Raw genomic sequence first — 15568 nt, forward strand, 5'->3', positions numbered from 1 at the left:
CGAAATTCGGTCTTGCTGCCTATGGGCAAAAGATGTCAGTGCCCGCCGGTCGGCGGGGACTGCCGTCCGTCGATCCGGCAAGCGGCGATTGGCAAGGAACAGGTCGCCATGGCTCCAAGGCCACGGCAGCTCGATGCGATTGACCGTACGGAGAGCCCGGTCTCAATCCTGTTGTCTCAATCCAGTTCCTGCACGCCATCACCCGAGACGGTAACAATCTGACCACTGATCCGGCTGGTGAACACAAGAACGAGGCGGCGTTTGCCATGTCCTGGGGTTCGCCCGGTCGGCGGATGGGCGTGTGCGCCGGCATCCTTTCCTCGATGTCATCATTCAGCATGGATCCAAGTGCATCCGTCCGCGTGGCGCCCGGTGCGATGCCGTTGACGCGGATGTTTTTGGAGCCGAGGTCGAAGGCGATATTGCGGATCAGGTGATTTGCGGCTGCCTTCGACGATCCGTAGGACGCCATGCGCTTGTTCTTGTCGTTACCCGCCATCGATGCGATAGCGAGTATGGCGCCACCACCGGCCTTTTCCATCTCCGGCGTTGCGATCTGCGCGAGCCGGAATAGCGAAACCACATTGAATGCATCAGGAAGTGGCCGCCCGCTGCGAAGGTGTCTTGTGCTGTCACCAGCTTTTTCCGCAATGCTAAGCTGGACCGTCTACAGCCTCACGTCCTTGTATAGGACCTGCCCAACCGGATTGTGTCTTACGAAGACTCAAGTCTCCCGCTCTGTGGTTGCAGGTCAGCCTTGCCCGTGAAACTGGGAGATGGTCGCAGAAGTTCCAGCAGACGAAGCGTGGCGGGGCTGAGATAACCGCCACGACGCGTGACCGTGTAAATTGGGTTTGCGACGATCAGGTCTGCAACCCCGACCGTGGCGAGTGAACCTGCGCGCCTTTCCTCATCGATCGCGCTTTCCGGCAGTAACGCAATGCCGAGGCCGGCCTCGACCAGGCGTTTCATCGCATTGAGGCTGTCTATGGCCGACCAGCGGATTTCGCCGACGCCGCGCGCCTGAAACTGGGCAAAGATGTTGTCGGCGAACGTTTCGCGCTGATCGTAAGAATTGCGGAAAGCGAACCAGGTCTCATGGCGCAGCTCAGTCAGAGATTTGATTTCCTTGCCCGCCAGGGGATGGTCGGCGTGACAGATGACGGCCATGGGTTCCGAGGCGACATGCTCGCAGATGAGATCCGGTGCGATGTCGAGGAGATAGCGCAGACCAATCGCCGCTTCACCCCGCCGAACCAGCTCGCTGACTTCGGCGCTGGTTGCGGTGCTGATCGCAAGTTCGATCCCGGGATGCTCGGCCGTGAAGTGTTTGAGAACCACGGTCAGGTTCGTGCCGGCGAGTGTGCCAACAGCGACGATCGCGACACGCCCCACGACGTTCGTTTGCATGGCTTTGATTGCACTCGAGGCATCGCCGAGCGCAGCAAGTACGCGCTCTGCATGTGGGAGCAGGGTGCGGCCCGCTTCGCTCAACACAATGCCACCGGCGGCACGCTCGAAAACCGGCACGCCCAGTTCCTCTTCGAGCAGGGCAATGCGCCGGCTGATGGCGGGCTGGGAGCGGCCGAGAATGTCAGCGGCGCGCGAGAACCCGTTGGCCTGGTGGATGGTCACGAATGTGAGCAGTGCTTCGCTGTCCATGGCCATGCATAAAGCTGATCGGTATCAGAAATACTATAACTTGGACAAATGCAAAGGCAAGGGACATTAAGGGACAAGGCGGCTCATTGGCCCGAACGCAGGAGTATTGCCATGAACACAATCATACTTTCCCCCGACGAACCCGCGCATGTTCGTGCTGCGCCATCTCATCGCGACCCTTCCGCCTATTATAGCCGTCTGGCACAAGAGCAGCCTTTCTTTCATGACGAGGCAAATGGCTGGTGGGTGGCTGCGAGCGCGGCTGCAGTCAAGGAGGTTCTGACCAGTAAGATCTGTCTCACGCGCCCCTTGAGCGAACCGATCCCCGAGGCCTTGCTGGGTGGTGCGGCCGGCCAGATATTCGGGCGCTTGGTGCGTCTGCGCGATGACGACGTCGGCGACACGTTGAGGGGGGCGGTCGCAAGCGTCTTGCGTGGCGTCGATCTCGGGCAGCTCGCTGTCGTTGCGCACCGGCGTGCCATGGAACTCGACAGTGACGCACAAGAGATGTTCAGCGTGGATAGAACGATGACGTTCATGTTTGCGTTGCCGGTGCAGGTTGTCGCGCAACTGCTTGGCATCCCCAAGGCCAGCTTCGGCGATGTCATGGCGTGGCTCGGCGATTATGGCGCCGCCGCTGCGGCCGCGGCAACCGGGATCCCCGCATTGACTGCAGAACTGCTCGCACGGGGCCACCACGGCGCCCAGGCGCTGTTCGAGCTAGTCATGAAGATCAGGCGCGACAGTCAACAGTGCGGTCCGTTGCTTCACGCCCTGGCAAACGAGGCAAGGCGGGTCGGGTGCGATGATGAAACTGATGTCGTCGTCAACGCCATCGGCTACCTGGTTCAGGGCTATGTGGCGATGGCGTCTCTGATCGGATCGACGCTCCTGGCGCTGGCGCGCCAACCGGCGCTGCGCACGCAGGTCGTCGCGGATCCGACATTGCTGCGACCGCTCATTCAGGAGGTTTTGCGGTGTGATCCCGTCACCAACAGCACTTTTCGCTTCATGGCGCGTGACGGGAAGATCGCAGGCCATAGGGTGCGGCAGGGCGAGATGATCATCGTATTGCTGGCGGCGGCCAACCGGGACCCGGCGTTAAATCCGGATCCGGATCGTTTCGATATCACACGGGCGGACAGAAAGTTTCTTGAGTTCGGTGCCGGCGTGCATGCCTGTCCCGCAGAGAAATTCGCACCGCTGATCGTCGAGGTCGCTGTCGCTCATCTGCTCCGTCGCGGCTTGCCGTTCGAGCAACTCGAATCCTCGCTCACATACGCTGCTTCGGGGCACGTTCGCACACCCTTGTTCAAACGCTGAGTACGGAGTGGCGGTACCAATGAGGACCGCTACTCCTGGGATGCTGTGGATGTCAGCTTAAGCCGTGAGATCGCGGCGCGGCCCGACCGTCGAACTGATGCCGACCGGAGCGAAGCGCAATTCGATATCGGGGAGGCGTGACGTGTTTGCCGGCAGTTCGGGGCGTGTCTCGCCTGGTGCTGCCGGGTCCAGCAGATCATTCCTCACAAGGCACATTTCGATAACCAATGGATCGCCCTGATCGTCCGTGCCGCTAAAATTGTTCGGGTGAAGGAAAACGATCGAGAAATTCGACATTCCCTCCACAAACCTGCGGATTCGATCTTTGTGTATGTCGATATCGTGGAGTTCGATGACGACGCTGGTAAAGCGGTCCGAATATTTCACGATATCGTCCAGTATCCGGTACTCAGATCCCTCAATATCGATCTTGAGGAAAATATTGTCTTCGGAGAATTCCTTGAGCAGCCCCTTGACGCTAACTTCCCCCGGTTGATCATAGCCGATTCTGATGGGCTGGTGCTCGACGCCTGGCCGGCTGAAGAACCATCGATAATCCAGATATCGCGCCAGTCTGCCCCAGCGAAGCCGCAGAACCTGCTCGACATAATACCGCAGCCAGAACTTCCAAGTGACGGAATGGTCGAAGCAGACGATGCCAACGCCTGCGAGCTGCCGAAATTCCTTCTCGAACTGCCAATCGTCGTTCAGTCCCATGCTGATCAAGCGCTTTGAGGCAAGCACGGCGCGCTTCGGAACGACATAACCGCCGTCGCGTGCGGATCCCAGCCGGATCAGGCCACCGGATTCAATCGGCTTCCATGGTGCAGGCAGCATGACAGCTCTCCCTTTTCAACCCAGGAGTGCTAACATCACCGGCTTTCGATCGCGTTAATTCCAGGCGTTTGACGGCCATGTATGGCCGCACCCTTGCTGCGGAATGAACCTGCCGGGTGTCGTGATCAGCGCTAATCGTCGGGCGCAAGATGCCGTGACCGATCCCGACGGTCACGTTTTCAAAGGTAACGGTCAATGTGCTACGCAAAGCCGGTTTCTGACGGGTGAACCGGTAACTTCAGCAGCTATCTTCTGGGCCGCATCGCGCATCCGGACGGATGACACCACCCCATCCAGGTAGATGACACCGTGTTCGTGCGTTACCGAAATGTCGACGTCCGTCAACACGTCAGAGTAGGCGATGGTAGTCCTGACCGCCACGACCCCAGCAATGTCAATGGGTTGCAAAGAGAATTGTGAAGCGAACGTTAGGCCGAACATGGGCGCCCGTTCCAAACTTTGATCAAATATCTGTTCATCTCCCGTTCATGTTCGCGACTAACCGACCACATGTCGACCCCTCAAGTGAACACAATCCGGTCACGATATTTTTATCGAGGTCGCACGTCTCAGTCAGGCGAGGCACAAGCAGTGCATTGCGCGGGACTTGCGCCTGGTCGGCGGCAATGGGCATTTTTTCGGGTGCTTTTCGTTAACACTTTGACAACGATTGCGACCGCGAATGGCGCATCTTGTGTGCGGTCGAAACGCACTGCCTGATCCGTCCATGCCAAAGGAAACAAGATGAAATCCAGAGTTATTGCTGCTTGCGCTATCGTCCTTACCACCTACGCTTCAGCGCAGGCGCAACCCGTAAAGCTCAACTCCTTCGGCGCCTGGGGCGTGTATTCCTACAAAAATGACGGGCGCGACACCTGCTACATTCTCTCGATCCCAACGACGATGAAACCTGATCACGTCGACCACGGCGACAACTTCTTCCTTGTCGCGCCGTCGCCGCGGCCGGCCACCGGATATGTGCCACAAGCCATCATGGGCTATGATCTCGAGGCCGGTTCCACCCTGACTGCCACGGTGGGCGACAAGGCTTTCACGCTGGCACCGCAGGGCAGGGCCGCATGGACGCGACGCGAGGCCCGTGATGCCGAGCTCGTAGCCGCCATGAAGGCGGGCGCCACAATGACGCTGAATGCGCGCTCACGCCGCGGCACGGAAACGACCTATTCGTTTTCACTGAAAGGCATGACGGCAGCCCTCAAAGGTGCTGCCCGCTGCACACGATGAGTCCAGCGCCAGATGGCCTCGCTGATCATCTGGCTTTATGTCACGCCCGGTTTGCCGCTCGAGGGTTGTGGAAGAGTCCGGCAACTGGCGAATGCTTCGCGACGCGGACGGCGCTATCGGCTGGATGTCGGCAGCGCTGCTCTCCGGTCAACGGATGGCCACCGTCGGAAACTGGCTGGATTCGAACGCAGCACTGAGAAGCGCGCCTGCAGCGACAGCCACGGAGCGCGCCAGCTTGCAAGGCGGCGTGCTCCTCAGGCTTGATCGTTGTGATGGAACCTGGTGCGAAGTGACGGTCAGGCGACACGGTCTCATTGGATATGTCAGGCAGGTGGACCTATGGGGCGTCTACTGCAATGAGGTCGCCGGCTAGCCGTCAGCGGTCCCTTGTCGATGTCGCACATCGCTCCGGAAAACCCTTTCAACCGGCGTCAAACCGAGCACGCGCATGCGCGCTTTTGCAGGGTGTTCGGGCGTCCACGGGACCTCGTTGAGTTGCTCAGGCGGACCATGATCGTCAAAAAAATAGAATTTTCAATGGACATCCGGAACTCTGCGTCGTAATAAAGGCAATCCTTTGCGCCTCGGCCATCATTCGCCATTGTAGAAACGACAGTTTCTCCGCGCTCATCAATGCAGCATGTATTATTATAATAATGCTCACCTGACGATTGCCGAGGATTAACTTCGCCATATTCCGCGCGATGGAATTGGTGCCTAAAGAAATCATTTCCTTGAGCGGTATTTGCTTGAGGAATGCTGAAGATCACAAACAAGGAGAGTGCGTCAGCTATTGAGCAGGCGGCAATTTTTTATGGCTTTTACGACGGAACACGAGAACGGCACGTCCGAGAGTTCGACCAAGATAAGATTGAAGGACGTCTACAAGATTTTCGGGGAATACCCGGAAGATGCTCTGGAGCTCATTCGCTCCGCCAAGAGCAAGGCAGACATTCACCGAGCAACCGGTTGCTCCATTGGCGTCAACGACGCCAGCTTCGATATCAAGGCAGGCGAGATCTTCGTGATCATGGGCCTGTCCGGTTCCGGCAAATCCACGCTTCTGCGCCTGCTCAACCGGCTCATCGAGCCGACATCCGGTTCCATCGAGATCGACGGCCAAGACATCACGAAGATGTCGCGCAAGGCGCTGATCGAGCTCCGTCGCCGAGACATCAGCATGGTGTTCCAGTCCTTCGCGCTTCTCCCAAACCGCAATGTTCTAAACAACGCCGCCTTCGGGCTGGAAGTGGCAGGCGTCGGCGAAGCCGAGCGCAAGGCGAAGGCCATGGTGGCGCTGAAAGCCGTCGGGCTTGACGGTTATAGCGAAAGCCGCACTGACGAACTCTCCGGCGGCATGAAGCAGCGCGTCGGCCTTGCCCGGGCATTGGCAAGCGAACCGTCGATCCTGCTTATGGACGAAGCGTTTTCGGCGCTTGATCCGCTCATCCGCACGGAAATGCAGGACGAACTGGTTCGGCTGCAGTCCGAACACAGCCGAACGATCGTCTTCGTCAGCCATGATCTCGACGAGGCGATGCGCATCGGTGACCGTATCTGCATCATGCAGAACGGAAACGTCGTCCAGGTCGGCACACCTGACGAAATCGTCGGCAATCCCGCCAACGACTATGTTCGGTCGTTCTTCCGCAATGTCGACGTCTCGCAGGTTTTCAAGGCCGGCGACGTCGCGCGAAAGACCCAGATCACCATCATAGAGCGTCAGGGTGTTTCCGCCGCTGCCGCGCTGGAGCAGATGAAGAGCCGCGACAGGGAGTTCGCGATCATCGTCGGCCGCGACATGAAATACCATGGCATGGTCAGCCAGGCGTCATTGATGGAGAAGATCCGCTCCAAGGCGGAAGATCCATATCGCAAGGCTTTCCTTGCCGACGCAGCGCCGATCCTTGCCAGCGAACAGCTCTCGAGTGTCCTTGGGCAAGTGGCTGCAAGCGCATGGCCGGTTCCTGTTGTCGACGACCAAGACCGTTACATCGGCGCCATCAGCAAGTCGACGCTGCTTGAGACGCTCGACCGCGCCAACTGAACCTCACCAGCCAATCGGATAAAATTATGAGCTTCGACATCGGAGACGGCATCGATTCGGCCGTCAATTACATCCTCGACAATTTTTCGCCCGCGCTCGACTTCATCGCTGCGTCGATCGGGTTCGTGACGAACGGATTGCAGAACGGTCTGCTCAGCATTCCCGCGCCGGTTGGTATAGCGATCTTCGCTCTTCTCGCCCTGTGGCGCGTCTCATTCGGCTTTGCGGTCTTTGCCGGATTGTCGCTTTCGCTGGTCGGGCAAATGGGACTGTGGGCAGCGATGATGGAGACGTTGTCTCTTGTCATTGCTTCGACTGTCATCGCGATGATCATCGGCTTGCCGCTCGGCGTCGCCATGGCGCGACGGGATTCCGTCGCCGCGGTCATCCGCCCGGGGCTCGATCTGATGCAGACGATGCCGGCCTTCGTCTACCTCATCCCGGCGGCGATGTTCTTTGGGCTCGGCGCGGTTCCTGGCACCATTGCGACCGTCATCTTTTCCATGCCCCCGGTCGTGCGTCTGACCAATCTCGGCATCCGGCAGGTGCATGTGGAGTTCGTCGAGGCAGGCAATGCCTTTGGCTGCACGCCGACCCAGCTTCTCCTCAAGGTCCAGCTACCCAACGCAATGCCGTCGATCATGGCGGGCATCAACCAGACGATCATGCTGTCGCTGTCGATGGTGGTCATCGCCTCGATGATCGGCGCGGGCGGCCTCGGTAACACGGTGCTGACGGGCATCCAGCGGCTCGATGTCGGCACCGGCTTCGAAGGCGGCCTGGCCGTGGTCATCCTCGCCGTCATTCTCGATCGCCTTACCCAGAGCCTTGGAAAGAAAGGCGCTTCCTGGCGCCTGCCGTTTGTGAAGTTCGCACAGCGCGAGCCCGAGGCCAAGACGGCCTGAGCGCAGCGTCTTCATCGGCGGGCGTTCCGCCCGCTGTCATTCGAAATGCATAGGAAGGATTGGATATGTTCAAGACAATCGCAACCATCGGCCTTGCGGCCATGTTTATTGGCGGGCCGGCAGGCGCAAGCTTCGCGCAGGAGACAAAGCCTGTGAAAATCGGCTGGGCAGCATGGTCGGATGCGGAATTCGTCACCAAGCTCGCGGCGAAAATCATCAAGGATGAACTCGGCCACGAGGTCGAGCTTGTCCAGACAGACGTCGCTCCGCTCTATCAAGGGGTCAGCCGTGGCGATCTCGATGCGATGATGATGGCATGGCTGCCGCAAACCCATGCCGATTACTACGGCAAGGTGAAGGACAAGGTCGAGACCCTCGGCACTGTCTATGAGGGCGCCAACCTCGGCTGGGTCGTCCCGGCCTACATTCCCGAAAGCGAACTCAACTCGATCGAGGATCTGCAGAAGCCCGAGATCAAGGAAAAGCTTACTTCGACGGTTCAGGGTATCGATCCGGGCGCCGGGCTGACGCGTCTCTCGGAAAAGGCGCTCAAGGATTATGGCCTCGACGGCTACAAGCTTCAGATCTCCAGCGAAGCCGGGATGCTGACGGCGTTGGATCGCGCAATCAGAACTGAAAAGTGGTTCGTCGCTACGTCCTGGAGCCCGCATTGGATGTTCGGCAAATACGAGCTTCGCTACATCGCCGATCCGAAGGGCTCGCTCGGTGAGGCCGAGCATGTCGACGTGCTGGCGCGCCAGGGGTTCAAGCAGGACAATCCTGATGTCGCCGCCTTCCTCTCCCGCATGAAACTGCCGATCGGCGATCTGGAGGCTGCGATGTTCCAGGCGCAGGAGACTTCCTATGAAGCTGCAGTCGAGAAATACATCGCTGATCACCCCGATCAGGTGAAGGCCTGGACCGGAAGGTAAGCCGGTCCACCCACGGGAGAAAGAGCCCGGCGTCAGCCAAATGCCGCCGGGCGACCGCTCACATCAGAATGGAAAGGGATACCGATGAACTTCAACAATTATGAAAACACGTTCTGCACCCAGGATGACACAATCGGCGGACGTATGTCGCTTGCGCGCGATGCGCTTGACGTTTCGGCACAAAAGGCCGCCAGGATCGTCGGCGTCGAGACGAGCACGTGGTTCAACTGGGAAAACGATCTGGATGCCCCACGTGCCAATCGCCTGGCGATGATCGCCGGCGTCTTGAGCGTAAGCCTCTCGTGGCTGTTGACGGGACGGGGGCAGGGGCCGCGCTGAAAACAAAATTTAGCGCGCTCACTGGCGCTGCACGGAGGAAATGCGGATCGTCGACATTTACCGCCGCTGCCAAGTTGCTGAAATCAGCAACAGATTATAGCTTCGCGACACAGTGAGCCGACATGGAGAGTAACGATGGAGCGGATTGGAATTGCGGGAGACGTGGAGCTTTCGCGGATTGTCTACGGCATGTGGCGGCTGGCAGACGATCAGGACACGTCGATCGCTCACATCCGCTCAAAGATTGAAGCGTGTCTCGATCAGGGCGTGACCACGATGGATCACGCCGACATCTACGGCGGCTATATGGTCGAAGAACTCTTCGGCAAAGCGTTGCGTGGCAGCGGACTTCGTCAGCGCATCGAGATCGTCACCAAATGCGGCATCGTCTACCCTGCCGGCAGGCACGGCGCCGCGAAGGTCAAGCATTACGACACAAGCGCCCGCCATATCACTGCCTCGGTCGACGAATCGCTCCGACTGATGGCCACGGACTACATCGATCTTCTTCTCATTCACCGGCCTGACCCGTTCATGAATCACGTCGAAACGGGTGCTGCGCTCGACGCACTGGTCAAGGATGGAAAGGTACGATCGGTCGGCGTCTCGAATTTTCGCCCATGGGATCAAAGCCTTTTACAGTCGGCGATGAGTACAAGGCTCGCGACCAACCAGATTGAACTCAGTCTGTTGGCAACGGCGCCCTTCACCAACGGGGATATTGCTCACCTCCAGCAAATGTCGACCCCGGCGATGGCCTGGTCCCCGCTTGCAGGGGGCCGGTTGATGACGGAGAGTGACGGTGTGCTCGCCGAGAAGCTCGACCGTCTCGGTGCCGAGGCTGGCGTCGACCGGGCCGCCGTCGCGATTGCTTGGCTGCTTGCCCACCCAGCCCGAATTCTGCCTGTGCTTGGCACAAACAGCATCGATCGGATCCGCCGTTTTTCAGAGGCGCTTGCGGTTCGCATCGACAGGCAAACCTGGTTCGACCTCTACGCTGCGGCGACCGGAAATGACGTCCCATAGTCGCTCTGCACGCGACCGCAGTGTTGAAGGGTCGCAGTGATCACGGATCGATATCGAGCGCGGGATATCTGCGGAAAATGCCGCTTTCGTTGAACGCCAATCGACGCGGCGACGCCAGATAGGAAGCAATAGCGGGACTGTCCTTCACCCGCTCGTGAAGCCGTGCGAGACCCGGATATCGGATGTCGTGGTGCTTCATTGCCTTGGGGAAGGCATAGACCAGCCCTTCGATCATCTGGAACATCGACAGGTCAACATAGGTAAGGCTGTCGCCGACAAGATGGCCGCCTTGTACCGGGTTTTGCTTCAACACGCGCTCGAAATAACCAAGGAATTTCGGCAGGCGGTTCATGACGAACTCCGACGCTCGCGCCTTTGCTTCTTCTTTCTGGTCTTCATAGTACTTGGAAGTCGCGATCGGGTGGTGCGTGTCGTGCACTTCGGCGACGAAATCAGTGATCGTCAATTGAAGTCCGTTGGCGAACCAGCGCGCGTCTTCGTCTCGCGGCGCAAGATCAAGCCGAGGGCCGAGATAGAGCAGGATGTTGGCAACATGGGAGACGAGCTGCCCGCCGTCATTGAGAAAAGGAGGCGCGAAGGGAATATGCGCCTCCGACGAACTATCGATGAACTGCATCATCTCATCCGTCCCGCGGTCAGGCTCCCGCGTGACATCGACATAGTCGGCCCCGGCGTGCTCAAGTGCCAGCCGCACGAATTCTCCACGGCCCTGAATGCCATCCCAGTAGTAGAGTTCAAATGCCATGACATCCTCGCGGCGATTTGGGCCGACAACGTGCAGATCCGCTGTCAGGCCGACGTTGCGGCTGCCGCATCGGCCAACCCAAAACAATGGGCTCGCTGATGCGGCTGTGCGGGAACATTGAGCAGAAGTCTTCGCTTGTCCACCATATTGCAGTCTGGGCAAACCTATTGTCTGGCAGTCTCGATGATCTCGCGGGCCATCGTTTCGGCCACGGCGTCGGTGGTTCGGCCCTCGTCCTCGGCGCGTTCGAAGATGCGGGTCAATGTGAAAGGGATCCGGTCGACGCGAACCATCACATCGTCGACGCTGTAGCGACCGCTGCCTATTTCGGCCGCGACATTGATAACACCGCCGGCGTTGATGACATAGTCGGGCGCATAGAGGATGCCTCTTTCCCTGAGGCGCTCACCGTCCGCAGCGGTCGCGAGCTGATTGTTTGCCGCTCCCGCAACGATCTTGGCTCGGAGCAACGGGATCGTCACGGCGGACAGAACGCCGCCCAACGCACAGGGCGCGAATATATCGACATCCGCTGCAATGATCGCCTGACCCTCGACGACTGTCGCGCCAAGCTCTTGAGCGGCGCGTTCGGTGCGGGCTTGGTCGAGATCGGAAACCGTCAGCATGGCGCCTTCGGTGTGGAGCCTCTGGCAGAGCGCCCAACCGACAGACCCCAATCCCTGTACGGCAACGCGAATGCCTTTCAGGTTATCGCTACCGGTGCGATGGCGCAGTGCGGCCTTGAGGCCGAGGAACGTGCCCAATGCGGTAAAGGGCGATGGGTTGCCACTGCCGCCCTTGGTGGTGCCGCTGACGTTCGGCGTGCGCTCGGCAAGGAAGTCCGCGTCCGCAAGCGTCATACCGACATCTTCGGCCGTGATGTATTGGCCAACCAGCGCATTCAGCATCTCGGCATAGGCCGCGAGCATCGCCGGCGTTTTCTCTGTCTTCGGGTCGGCGATGATCACCGCCTTGCCGCCGCCCAGCGCCAGGCCGGCGATGGCGGACTTGAAGCTCATGCCGCGCGAAAGGCGCAGTGCATCGGTGACGCCGGCCTCGAAGCTGACATGCGGCCAGATGCGGGTTCCGCCCAAAGCCGGACCAAGGACCGTCGTGTGAACAGCCACGATTGCCTCAAGGCCGCGCTCGGTGTCGCGGCCCAGCCAAACCTGCTCGTGGGCGTCGAAGCCAAGCATACCTGATGCCTCGCTTGTGATGTCGGTAATATCAAGCGTGGTTGCGGAAGCGATTTCCTGCCGCGGATTCAGCCCATTTCGCATTGCCATTCCTCCCTGTGACCTGCCACAGTGAAGGTTAAACATTCTCAGCGATCTTTGGTTTCGAAGTCAGCACGCCACACGATGGCGCGTTGCGTGCGAGGAAATTTCCGCGCAACAAACGCAAAGCGCATTCGTTTGCAGGAGGGGATGGTTTCAACGAGTGCGCGCCTGTCAGCCGTACCGCCTCAATGCCAGTTGAACCGCCGCGCCATGGATCAACGCTGATGTGGCGGGACCACCTGACCCCGGAGCCGGACGGCCGTATTTTGGCTCGTGGTTCCCCGCCAGGCGCGCGCGCTCTCCCGGCGGGACCAGACAACGGCGTGGCGAGATTTCAGGCGCTCTTGCGCGTCACGAAGCGCGTTTCCAGATAGGCATCTATCGCTTCGGATCCGCCTTCGGTGCCATAGCCGGAATCCTTGATCCCCCCGAACGGGACTTCGGGCAGGGCAAGGCCGAGATGGTTGATCGAGACCATGCCGCTTTCGATTTCGGCAGCAATGCGATCCGACTGTTTCTGCGAGCCGGTGAAGGCATAGGCGGCCAGCCCGAAGGGTAGGCGGTTGGCCTCTTCGATCGCATCGTCCAGTTCCGAATACCGGTTGATGATCGCAACTGGGCCGAAGGGTTCGTCGTTCATGATGGCGGCCGAGCACGGCACGTCTGCAAGCACCGTCGGCTCGAAGAAGTAACCGCGATTGCCGATGCGGTGGCCGCCGGTCGTCAAGCGCCCGCCCTGTTCGACGGCATCGACGATCAGCTTCTCGATTACGGGAATACGGCGCTCGTTGGCAAGCGGCCCCATGTCCGTCTTACTATCAAGGCCATTGCCGACCTTGATCGCCTGCGAGGCGGCGGTGAAGCCGTCGATGAACCGATCGGCCACCCGTTCCTGCACGAGGAAACGCGTCGGCGACACGCAGACCTGACCGGCATTGCGGTATTTGCTGCCAGCCATTACCGCGACCGCCTCGTCGACGTCGGCATCCTCGGTGACGATCACCGGGGCATGGCCGCCAAGCTCCATCGTCGCCCGCTTCATGTGCAGGCCGGCAAGCGAAGCCAGCGACTTGCCAACCGGAGTCGAGCCTGTGAAGGACATCTTGCGGATCACCGGATGTGAAATCAGATACTGCGAGATCTGTGCGGGCACGCCATAGACGAGGTTGACCACGCCATCCGGCACTCCTGCATCCACAAAGCAACGGATCAGTTCGGCCGGCGATGCCGGCGTTTCCTCGGGCGCCTTGACGATGATCGAGCATCCGGTCGTAAGAGCCGCCGAGAGTTTGCGTACCACCTGGTTGATCGGAAAATTCCAGGGCGTAAATGCGGCTACCGGACCAACCGGGACCTTCACCGTCATCTGGGTCACATCGGGCGCACGCGGCGGAATGATCTGGCCATAGGCGCGCCGGCCCTCTTCGGCGAACCAGTCGATGATGTCGGCAGCACTCAATATCTCACCCTTGGACTGGCCAAGCGGCTTGCCCTGTTCGCGGGTCATCAGCCAGGCGATGTCGTCGGCGCGCTGCCTCAACAGCGCTGCGGCGGCGCGCATGAGTTTTCCCCGGTCGAAGGAGGAGATCCGGCGCCAGATCTCAAAGCCTTTCTGGGCCGCTTCAAGTGCCTCGTCGAGATCGGGAACCTCGGCCCAGGCGACAGTTCCGATCGCCTCTTCGGTTGCAGGGTCGACAACCGGAATGCTCTTGCCTGATCGCGCCGGCCGCCATTTGCCGTCGATGTGAAGAAGGATATCCGGGTAGCTGGGCATGAGAGAACCTTTTCTGAGGGGGCTGGCTGGCGCGACAGTCTGTGGCGCGCGAGGAAGTCTAGGAAACGCGGGGAGACTGCCTGCAAGTGATGCTGAAGATCAAGGGGGCAGGGGCCTGATCATGGCCACATAGAACACGGCATCGCTCGCGCAATAGCCACGCGTTGCCTTTGACCTTCCGACAACTGATGCGGAAACCGGCAGGCGAATTGTGGACCGGGGCGTCAGCTTTCAGGTTGATACCAGCACGGGAGCCGCTTTGGTGCCCGGCTTCAGCATGCCGGTCAGCAGCAAGCTCACAGCCAGGAAGGGAACAAGCATCCCCAAACCGAAACGCATGTCGCTGTGCTCGGCAACAAGTCCGATCATTGGCGGTCCAATCAGAAAGCCGAGGAGTGCCACGAAAGACAGTATCGCCACACTTGCGGGTGCCGGCCGGTCTTTTTGGTCGGCTGCCGCTGTGACAGCAAGCGGAAAACCGACCGATACACCGAAGCCCATGGCGGCAAAGCCGATCAGCGCCAACCAGGCAGCCGGGCTTATCGCCACCAAGAGCAGCCCCGCAACACTGGCGAGCCCGCATGTGCGAGCCACAGCGACAGGCCCGTAGATGGCCTTGAGCCGGTCACCGCCGAACCGTCCCGCAGCGACCATGAAGGCGAAGATCGAATAGCCAAAACCGGCGCTGGCGCTGGCGAGCCCGAACACGTCTCGCAGGTAGACTGCCGACCAGTCCGCAACCGCGCCCTCGGTCATGGTGATGCCGAAGACAAAGAAGCAAATACCGAGCAAAGCTCGACTTGGTGGGCGGCGCCTGGTTTTGACGGTGTCCGTCTGCGTTGGCTCTACAACATGTAGGTCCGGCAACGCCTTGGCTGCCAGAAGGCTGATTGGCAACATAACCGCCGCTGCAATCAGCACGGCCCATTCAGGCGGCACGCCCGCTGCAGCAAAGCCGATGCCGACCAGACTGCCCGCCATGATCCCGAGGCTCCAGAAGCCGTGACATGTGCTCATGATCAACTTGGCAGAGCGCTTCTCGATGGCATCCGCCTCGACGTTGAGGCCCAGCTCCAATGTCGCCAACGCAACGCCCATGACTGCGAGTGTTACGAAAAGCAACTCGATGCTTGGCGCCCATGTCGGTAGCCACACCAGCCCGAGAAACACCACGAAGCCGTAGAGGATGGTGGCGCGGCCGCCGATCCGGGCGACGAAGCGGCCAGCGAAGGGCAGGGTTAGCAGGATTCCTGCCGGCATGCCGAGCAGGGCCAACGCCAGTTCGGCCGGCCCGAGACCGAGCTTTTGTTGAATGTCTGGGATGCGTGGCAACCAGGCGCCAAAAGCGATAGGTTGGAGGAAAAAGATCAGCATGATGAGCCGCTGACTGGTCATGCGCATTGCTCCTCGGCGAATTGTGCTGTCGACTTAT

14 protein-coding genes and 1 pseudogene are annotated in these 15568 nt (G+C 59.9%); 8 read left to right on the forward strand and 7 right to left on the reverse strand.

What is annotated here, in order from left to right; all coding sequences use genetic code 11:
* Positions 1 to 176: 176 nt before the first annotated feature.
* Both ASD03_RS37815 and ASD03_RS18560 read right to left on the reverse strand, forming a co-directional pair.
* Positions 177 to 592 (reverse strand): annotated as a pseudogene (locus tag ASD03_RS37815) (SDR family oxidoreductase); the annotation flags it as partial.
* 122 nt (positions 593 to 714) lie between these two features.
* Entirely contained in the window at positions 715 to 1668 is a 954-nt protein-coding gene (locus ASD03_RS18560; protein WP_057214759.1) for a LysR family transcriptional regulator, read from the reverse strand.
* Between the two features lie 105 nt (positions 1669 to 1773).
* Between ASD03_RS18560 and ASD03_RS18565 the strand changes: the two genes are divergently transcribed.
* Complete coding sequence (locus ASD03_RS18565) at positions 1774 to 2985, forward strand: cytochrome P450 (RefSeq protein WP_057214763.1); 1212 nt, start codon at positions 1774 to 1776, stop codon at positions 2983 to 2985.
* Positions 2986 to 3042: 57 nt separating this feature from the next.
* On the opposite strand, the gene ASD03_RS18570 is transcribed toward ASD03_RS18565, so the two are convergent.
* Positions 3043 to 3822, reverse strand: a complete 780-nt coding sequence (locus tag ASD03_RS18570) for an FkbM family methyltransferase (protein ID WP_057214765.1) — start codon at positions 3820 to 3822, stop codon at positions 3043 to 3045.
* Between the two features lie 744 nt (positions 3823 to 4566).
* Here ASD03_RS18570 and ASD03_RS18580 point away from each other — a divergent pair.
* The 7 genes from ASD03_RS18580 to ASD03_RS18610 all read left to right on the forward strand — a co-directional run bounded on the left by ASD03_RS18580 (position 4567) and on the right by ASD03_RS18610 (position 10316).
* Positions 4567 to 5067, forward strand: a complete 501-nt coding sequence (locus tag ASD03_RS18580) for an invasion associated locus B family protein (protein ID WP_057214771.1) — start codon at positions 4567 to 4569, stop codon at positions 5065 to 5067.
* A 37-nt stretch (positions 5068 to 5104) separates the two neighbouring features.
* Positions 5105 to 5440: an SH3 domain-containing protein gene (locus tag ASD03_RS18585; protein ID WP_082555586.1), complete on the forward strand. Its 336-nt coding sequence runs from the start codon at positions 5105 to 5107 to the stop codon at positions 5438 to 5440.
* 441 nt (positions 5441 to 5881) lie between these two features.
* The gene (gene proV, locus ASD03_RS18590; RefSeq protein ID WP_057214777.1) at positions 5882 to 7114 is read left to right on the forward strand and encodes a glycine betaine/L-proline ABC transporter ATP-binding protein ProV; all 1233 of its coding nucleotides are present in this window, start codon (positions 5882 to 5884) and stop codon (positions 7112 to 7114) included.
* 26 nt (positions 7115 to 7140) lie between these two features.
* The gene (locus tag ASD03_RS18595) at positions 7141 to 8019 is read left to right on the forward strand and encodes a proline/glycine betaine ABC transporter permease (RefSeq protein WP_057207997.1); all 879 of its coding nucleotides are present in this window, start codon (positions 7141 to 7143) and stop codon (positions 8017 to 8019) included.
* A gap of 65 nt (positions 8020 to 8084) precedes the next feature.
* The gene (locus ASD03_RS18600; RefSeq protein WP_057214780.1) at positions 8085 to 8951 is read left to right on the forward strand and encodes a glycine betaine ABC transporter substrate-binding protein; all 867 of its coding nucleotides are present in this window, start codon (positions 8085 to 8087) and stop codon (positions 8949 to 8951) included.
* An 84-nt stretch (positions 8952 to 9035) separates the two neighbouring features.
* Positions 9036 to 9290, forward strand: coding sequence for a transcriptional regulator (locus ASD03_RS18605; protein WP_057214783.1), 255 nt, complete (start codon positions 9036 to 9038; stop codon positions 9288 to 9290).
* A gap of 135 nt (positions 9291 to 9425) precedes the next feature.
* Entirely contained in the window at positions 9426 to 10316 is an 891-nt protein-coding gene (locus tag ASD03_RS18610; RefSeq protein WP_057214786.1) for an aldo/keto reductase, read from the forward strand.
* A gap of 40 nt (positions 10317 to 10356) precedes the next feature.
* Here ASD03_RS18610 and ASD03_RS18615 read toward each other — a convergent pair whose 3' ends face one another.
* From ASD03_RS18615 to ASD03_RS18630, 4 genes are all read right to left on the reverse strand, one after another.
* Complete coding sequence (locus ASD03_RS18615; RefSeq protein ID WP_057214872.1) at positions 10357 to 11082, reverse strand: glutathione S-transferase; 726 nt, start codon at positions 11080 to 11082, stop codon at positions 10357 to 10359.
* 164 nt (positions 11083 to 11246) lie between these two features.
* Positions 11247 to 12362: a Glu/Leu/Phe/Val dehydrogenase dimerization domain-containing protein gene (locus tag ASD03_RS18620; protein WP_025428778.1), complete on the reverse strand. Its 1116-nt coding sequence runs from the start codon at positions 12360 to 12362 to the stop codon at positions 11247 to 11249.
* A 334-nt stretch (positions 12363 to 12696) separates the two neighbouring features.
* Positions 12697 to 14136: an NAD-dependent succinate-semialdehyde dehydrogenase gene (locus ASD03_RS18625; RefSeq protein ID WP_057214789.1), complete on the reverse strand. Its 1440-nt coding sequence runs from the start codon at positions 14134 to 14136 to the stop codon at positions 12697 to 12699.
* Positions 14137 to 14367: 231 nt separating this feature from the next.
* Positions 14368 to 15531: an MFS transporter gene (locus ASD03_RS18630; RefSeq protein WP_057214875.1), complete on the reverse strand. Its 1164-nt coding sequence runs from the start codon at positions 15529 to 15531 to the stop codon at positions 14368 to 14370.
* Positions 15532 to 15568: the final 37 nt, after the last annotated feature.

Origin of the sequence: Ensifer sp. Root127 (genome assembly GCF_001425225.1) — a bacterium.
Classification (GTDB): Bacteria; Pseudomonadota; Alphaproteobacteria; order Rhizobiales; family Rhizobiaceae; genus Ensifer; species Ensifer canadensis.

Excerpts from the sequence above, each read along its gene's own strand:
- ASD03_RS18560 (WP_057214759.1), bottom strand. The coding sequence starts at position 1,668 with ATGGCCATGGACAGCGAAGCACTGCTCACATTCGTGACCATCCACCAG.
- ASD03_RS18585 (WP_082555586.1), top strand. The coding sequence starts at position 5,105 with ATGTCACGCCCGGTTTGCCGCTCGAGGGTTGTGGAAGAGTCCGGCAAC.
- ASD03_RS18630 (WP_057214875.1), bottom strand. The coding sequence starts at position 15,531 with ATGACCAGTCAGCGGCTCATCATGCTGATCTTTTTCCTCCAACCTATC.
- ASD03_RS18570 (WP_057214765.1), bottom strand. The coding sequence starts at position 3,822 with ATGCTGCCTGCACCATGGAAGCCGATTGAATCCGGTGGCCTGATCCGG.
- ASD03_RS18625 (WP_057214789.1), bottom strand. The coding sequence starts at position 14,136 with ATGCCCAGCTACCCGGATATCCTTCTTCACATCGACGGCAAATGGCGG.
- ASD03_RS18620 (WP_025428778.1), bottom strand. The coding sequence starts at position 12,362 with ATGCGAAATGGGCTGAATCCGCGGCAGGAAATCGCTTCCGCAACCACG.
- ASD03_RS18580 (WP_057214771.1), top strand. The coding sequence starts at position 4,567 with ATGAAATCCAGAGTTATTGCTGCTTGCGCTATCGTCCTTACCACCTAC.
- ASD03_RS18610 (WP_057214786.1), top strand. The coding sequence starts at position 9,426 with ATGGAGCGGATTGGAATTGCGGGAGACGTGGAGCTTTCGCGGATTGTC.
- ASD03_RS18565 (WP_057214763.1), top strand. The coding sequence starts at position 1,774 with ATGAACACAATCATACTTTCCCCCGACGAACCCGCGCATGTTCGTGCT.
- ASD03_RS18600 (WP_057214780.1), top strand. The coding sequence starts at position 8,085 with ATGTTCAAGACAATCGCAACCATCGGCCTTGCGGCCATGTTTATTGGC.
- ASD03_RS18615 (WP_057214872.1), bottom strand. The coding sequence starts at position 11,082 with ATGGCATTTGAACTCTACTACTGGGATGGCATTCAGGGCCGTGGAGAA.
- ASD03_RS18605 (WP_057214783.1), top strand. The coding sequence starts at position 9,036 with ATGAACTTCAACAATTATGAAAACACGTTCTGCACCCAGGATGACACA.
- ASD03_RS18595 (WP_057207997.1), top strand. The coding sequence starts at position 7,141 with ATGAGCTTCGACATCGGAGACGGCATCGATTCGGCCGTCAATTACATC.
- proV (WP_057214777.1), top strand. The coding sequence starts at position 5,882 with ATGGCTTTTACGACGGAACACGAGAACGGCACGTCCGAGAGTTCGACC.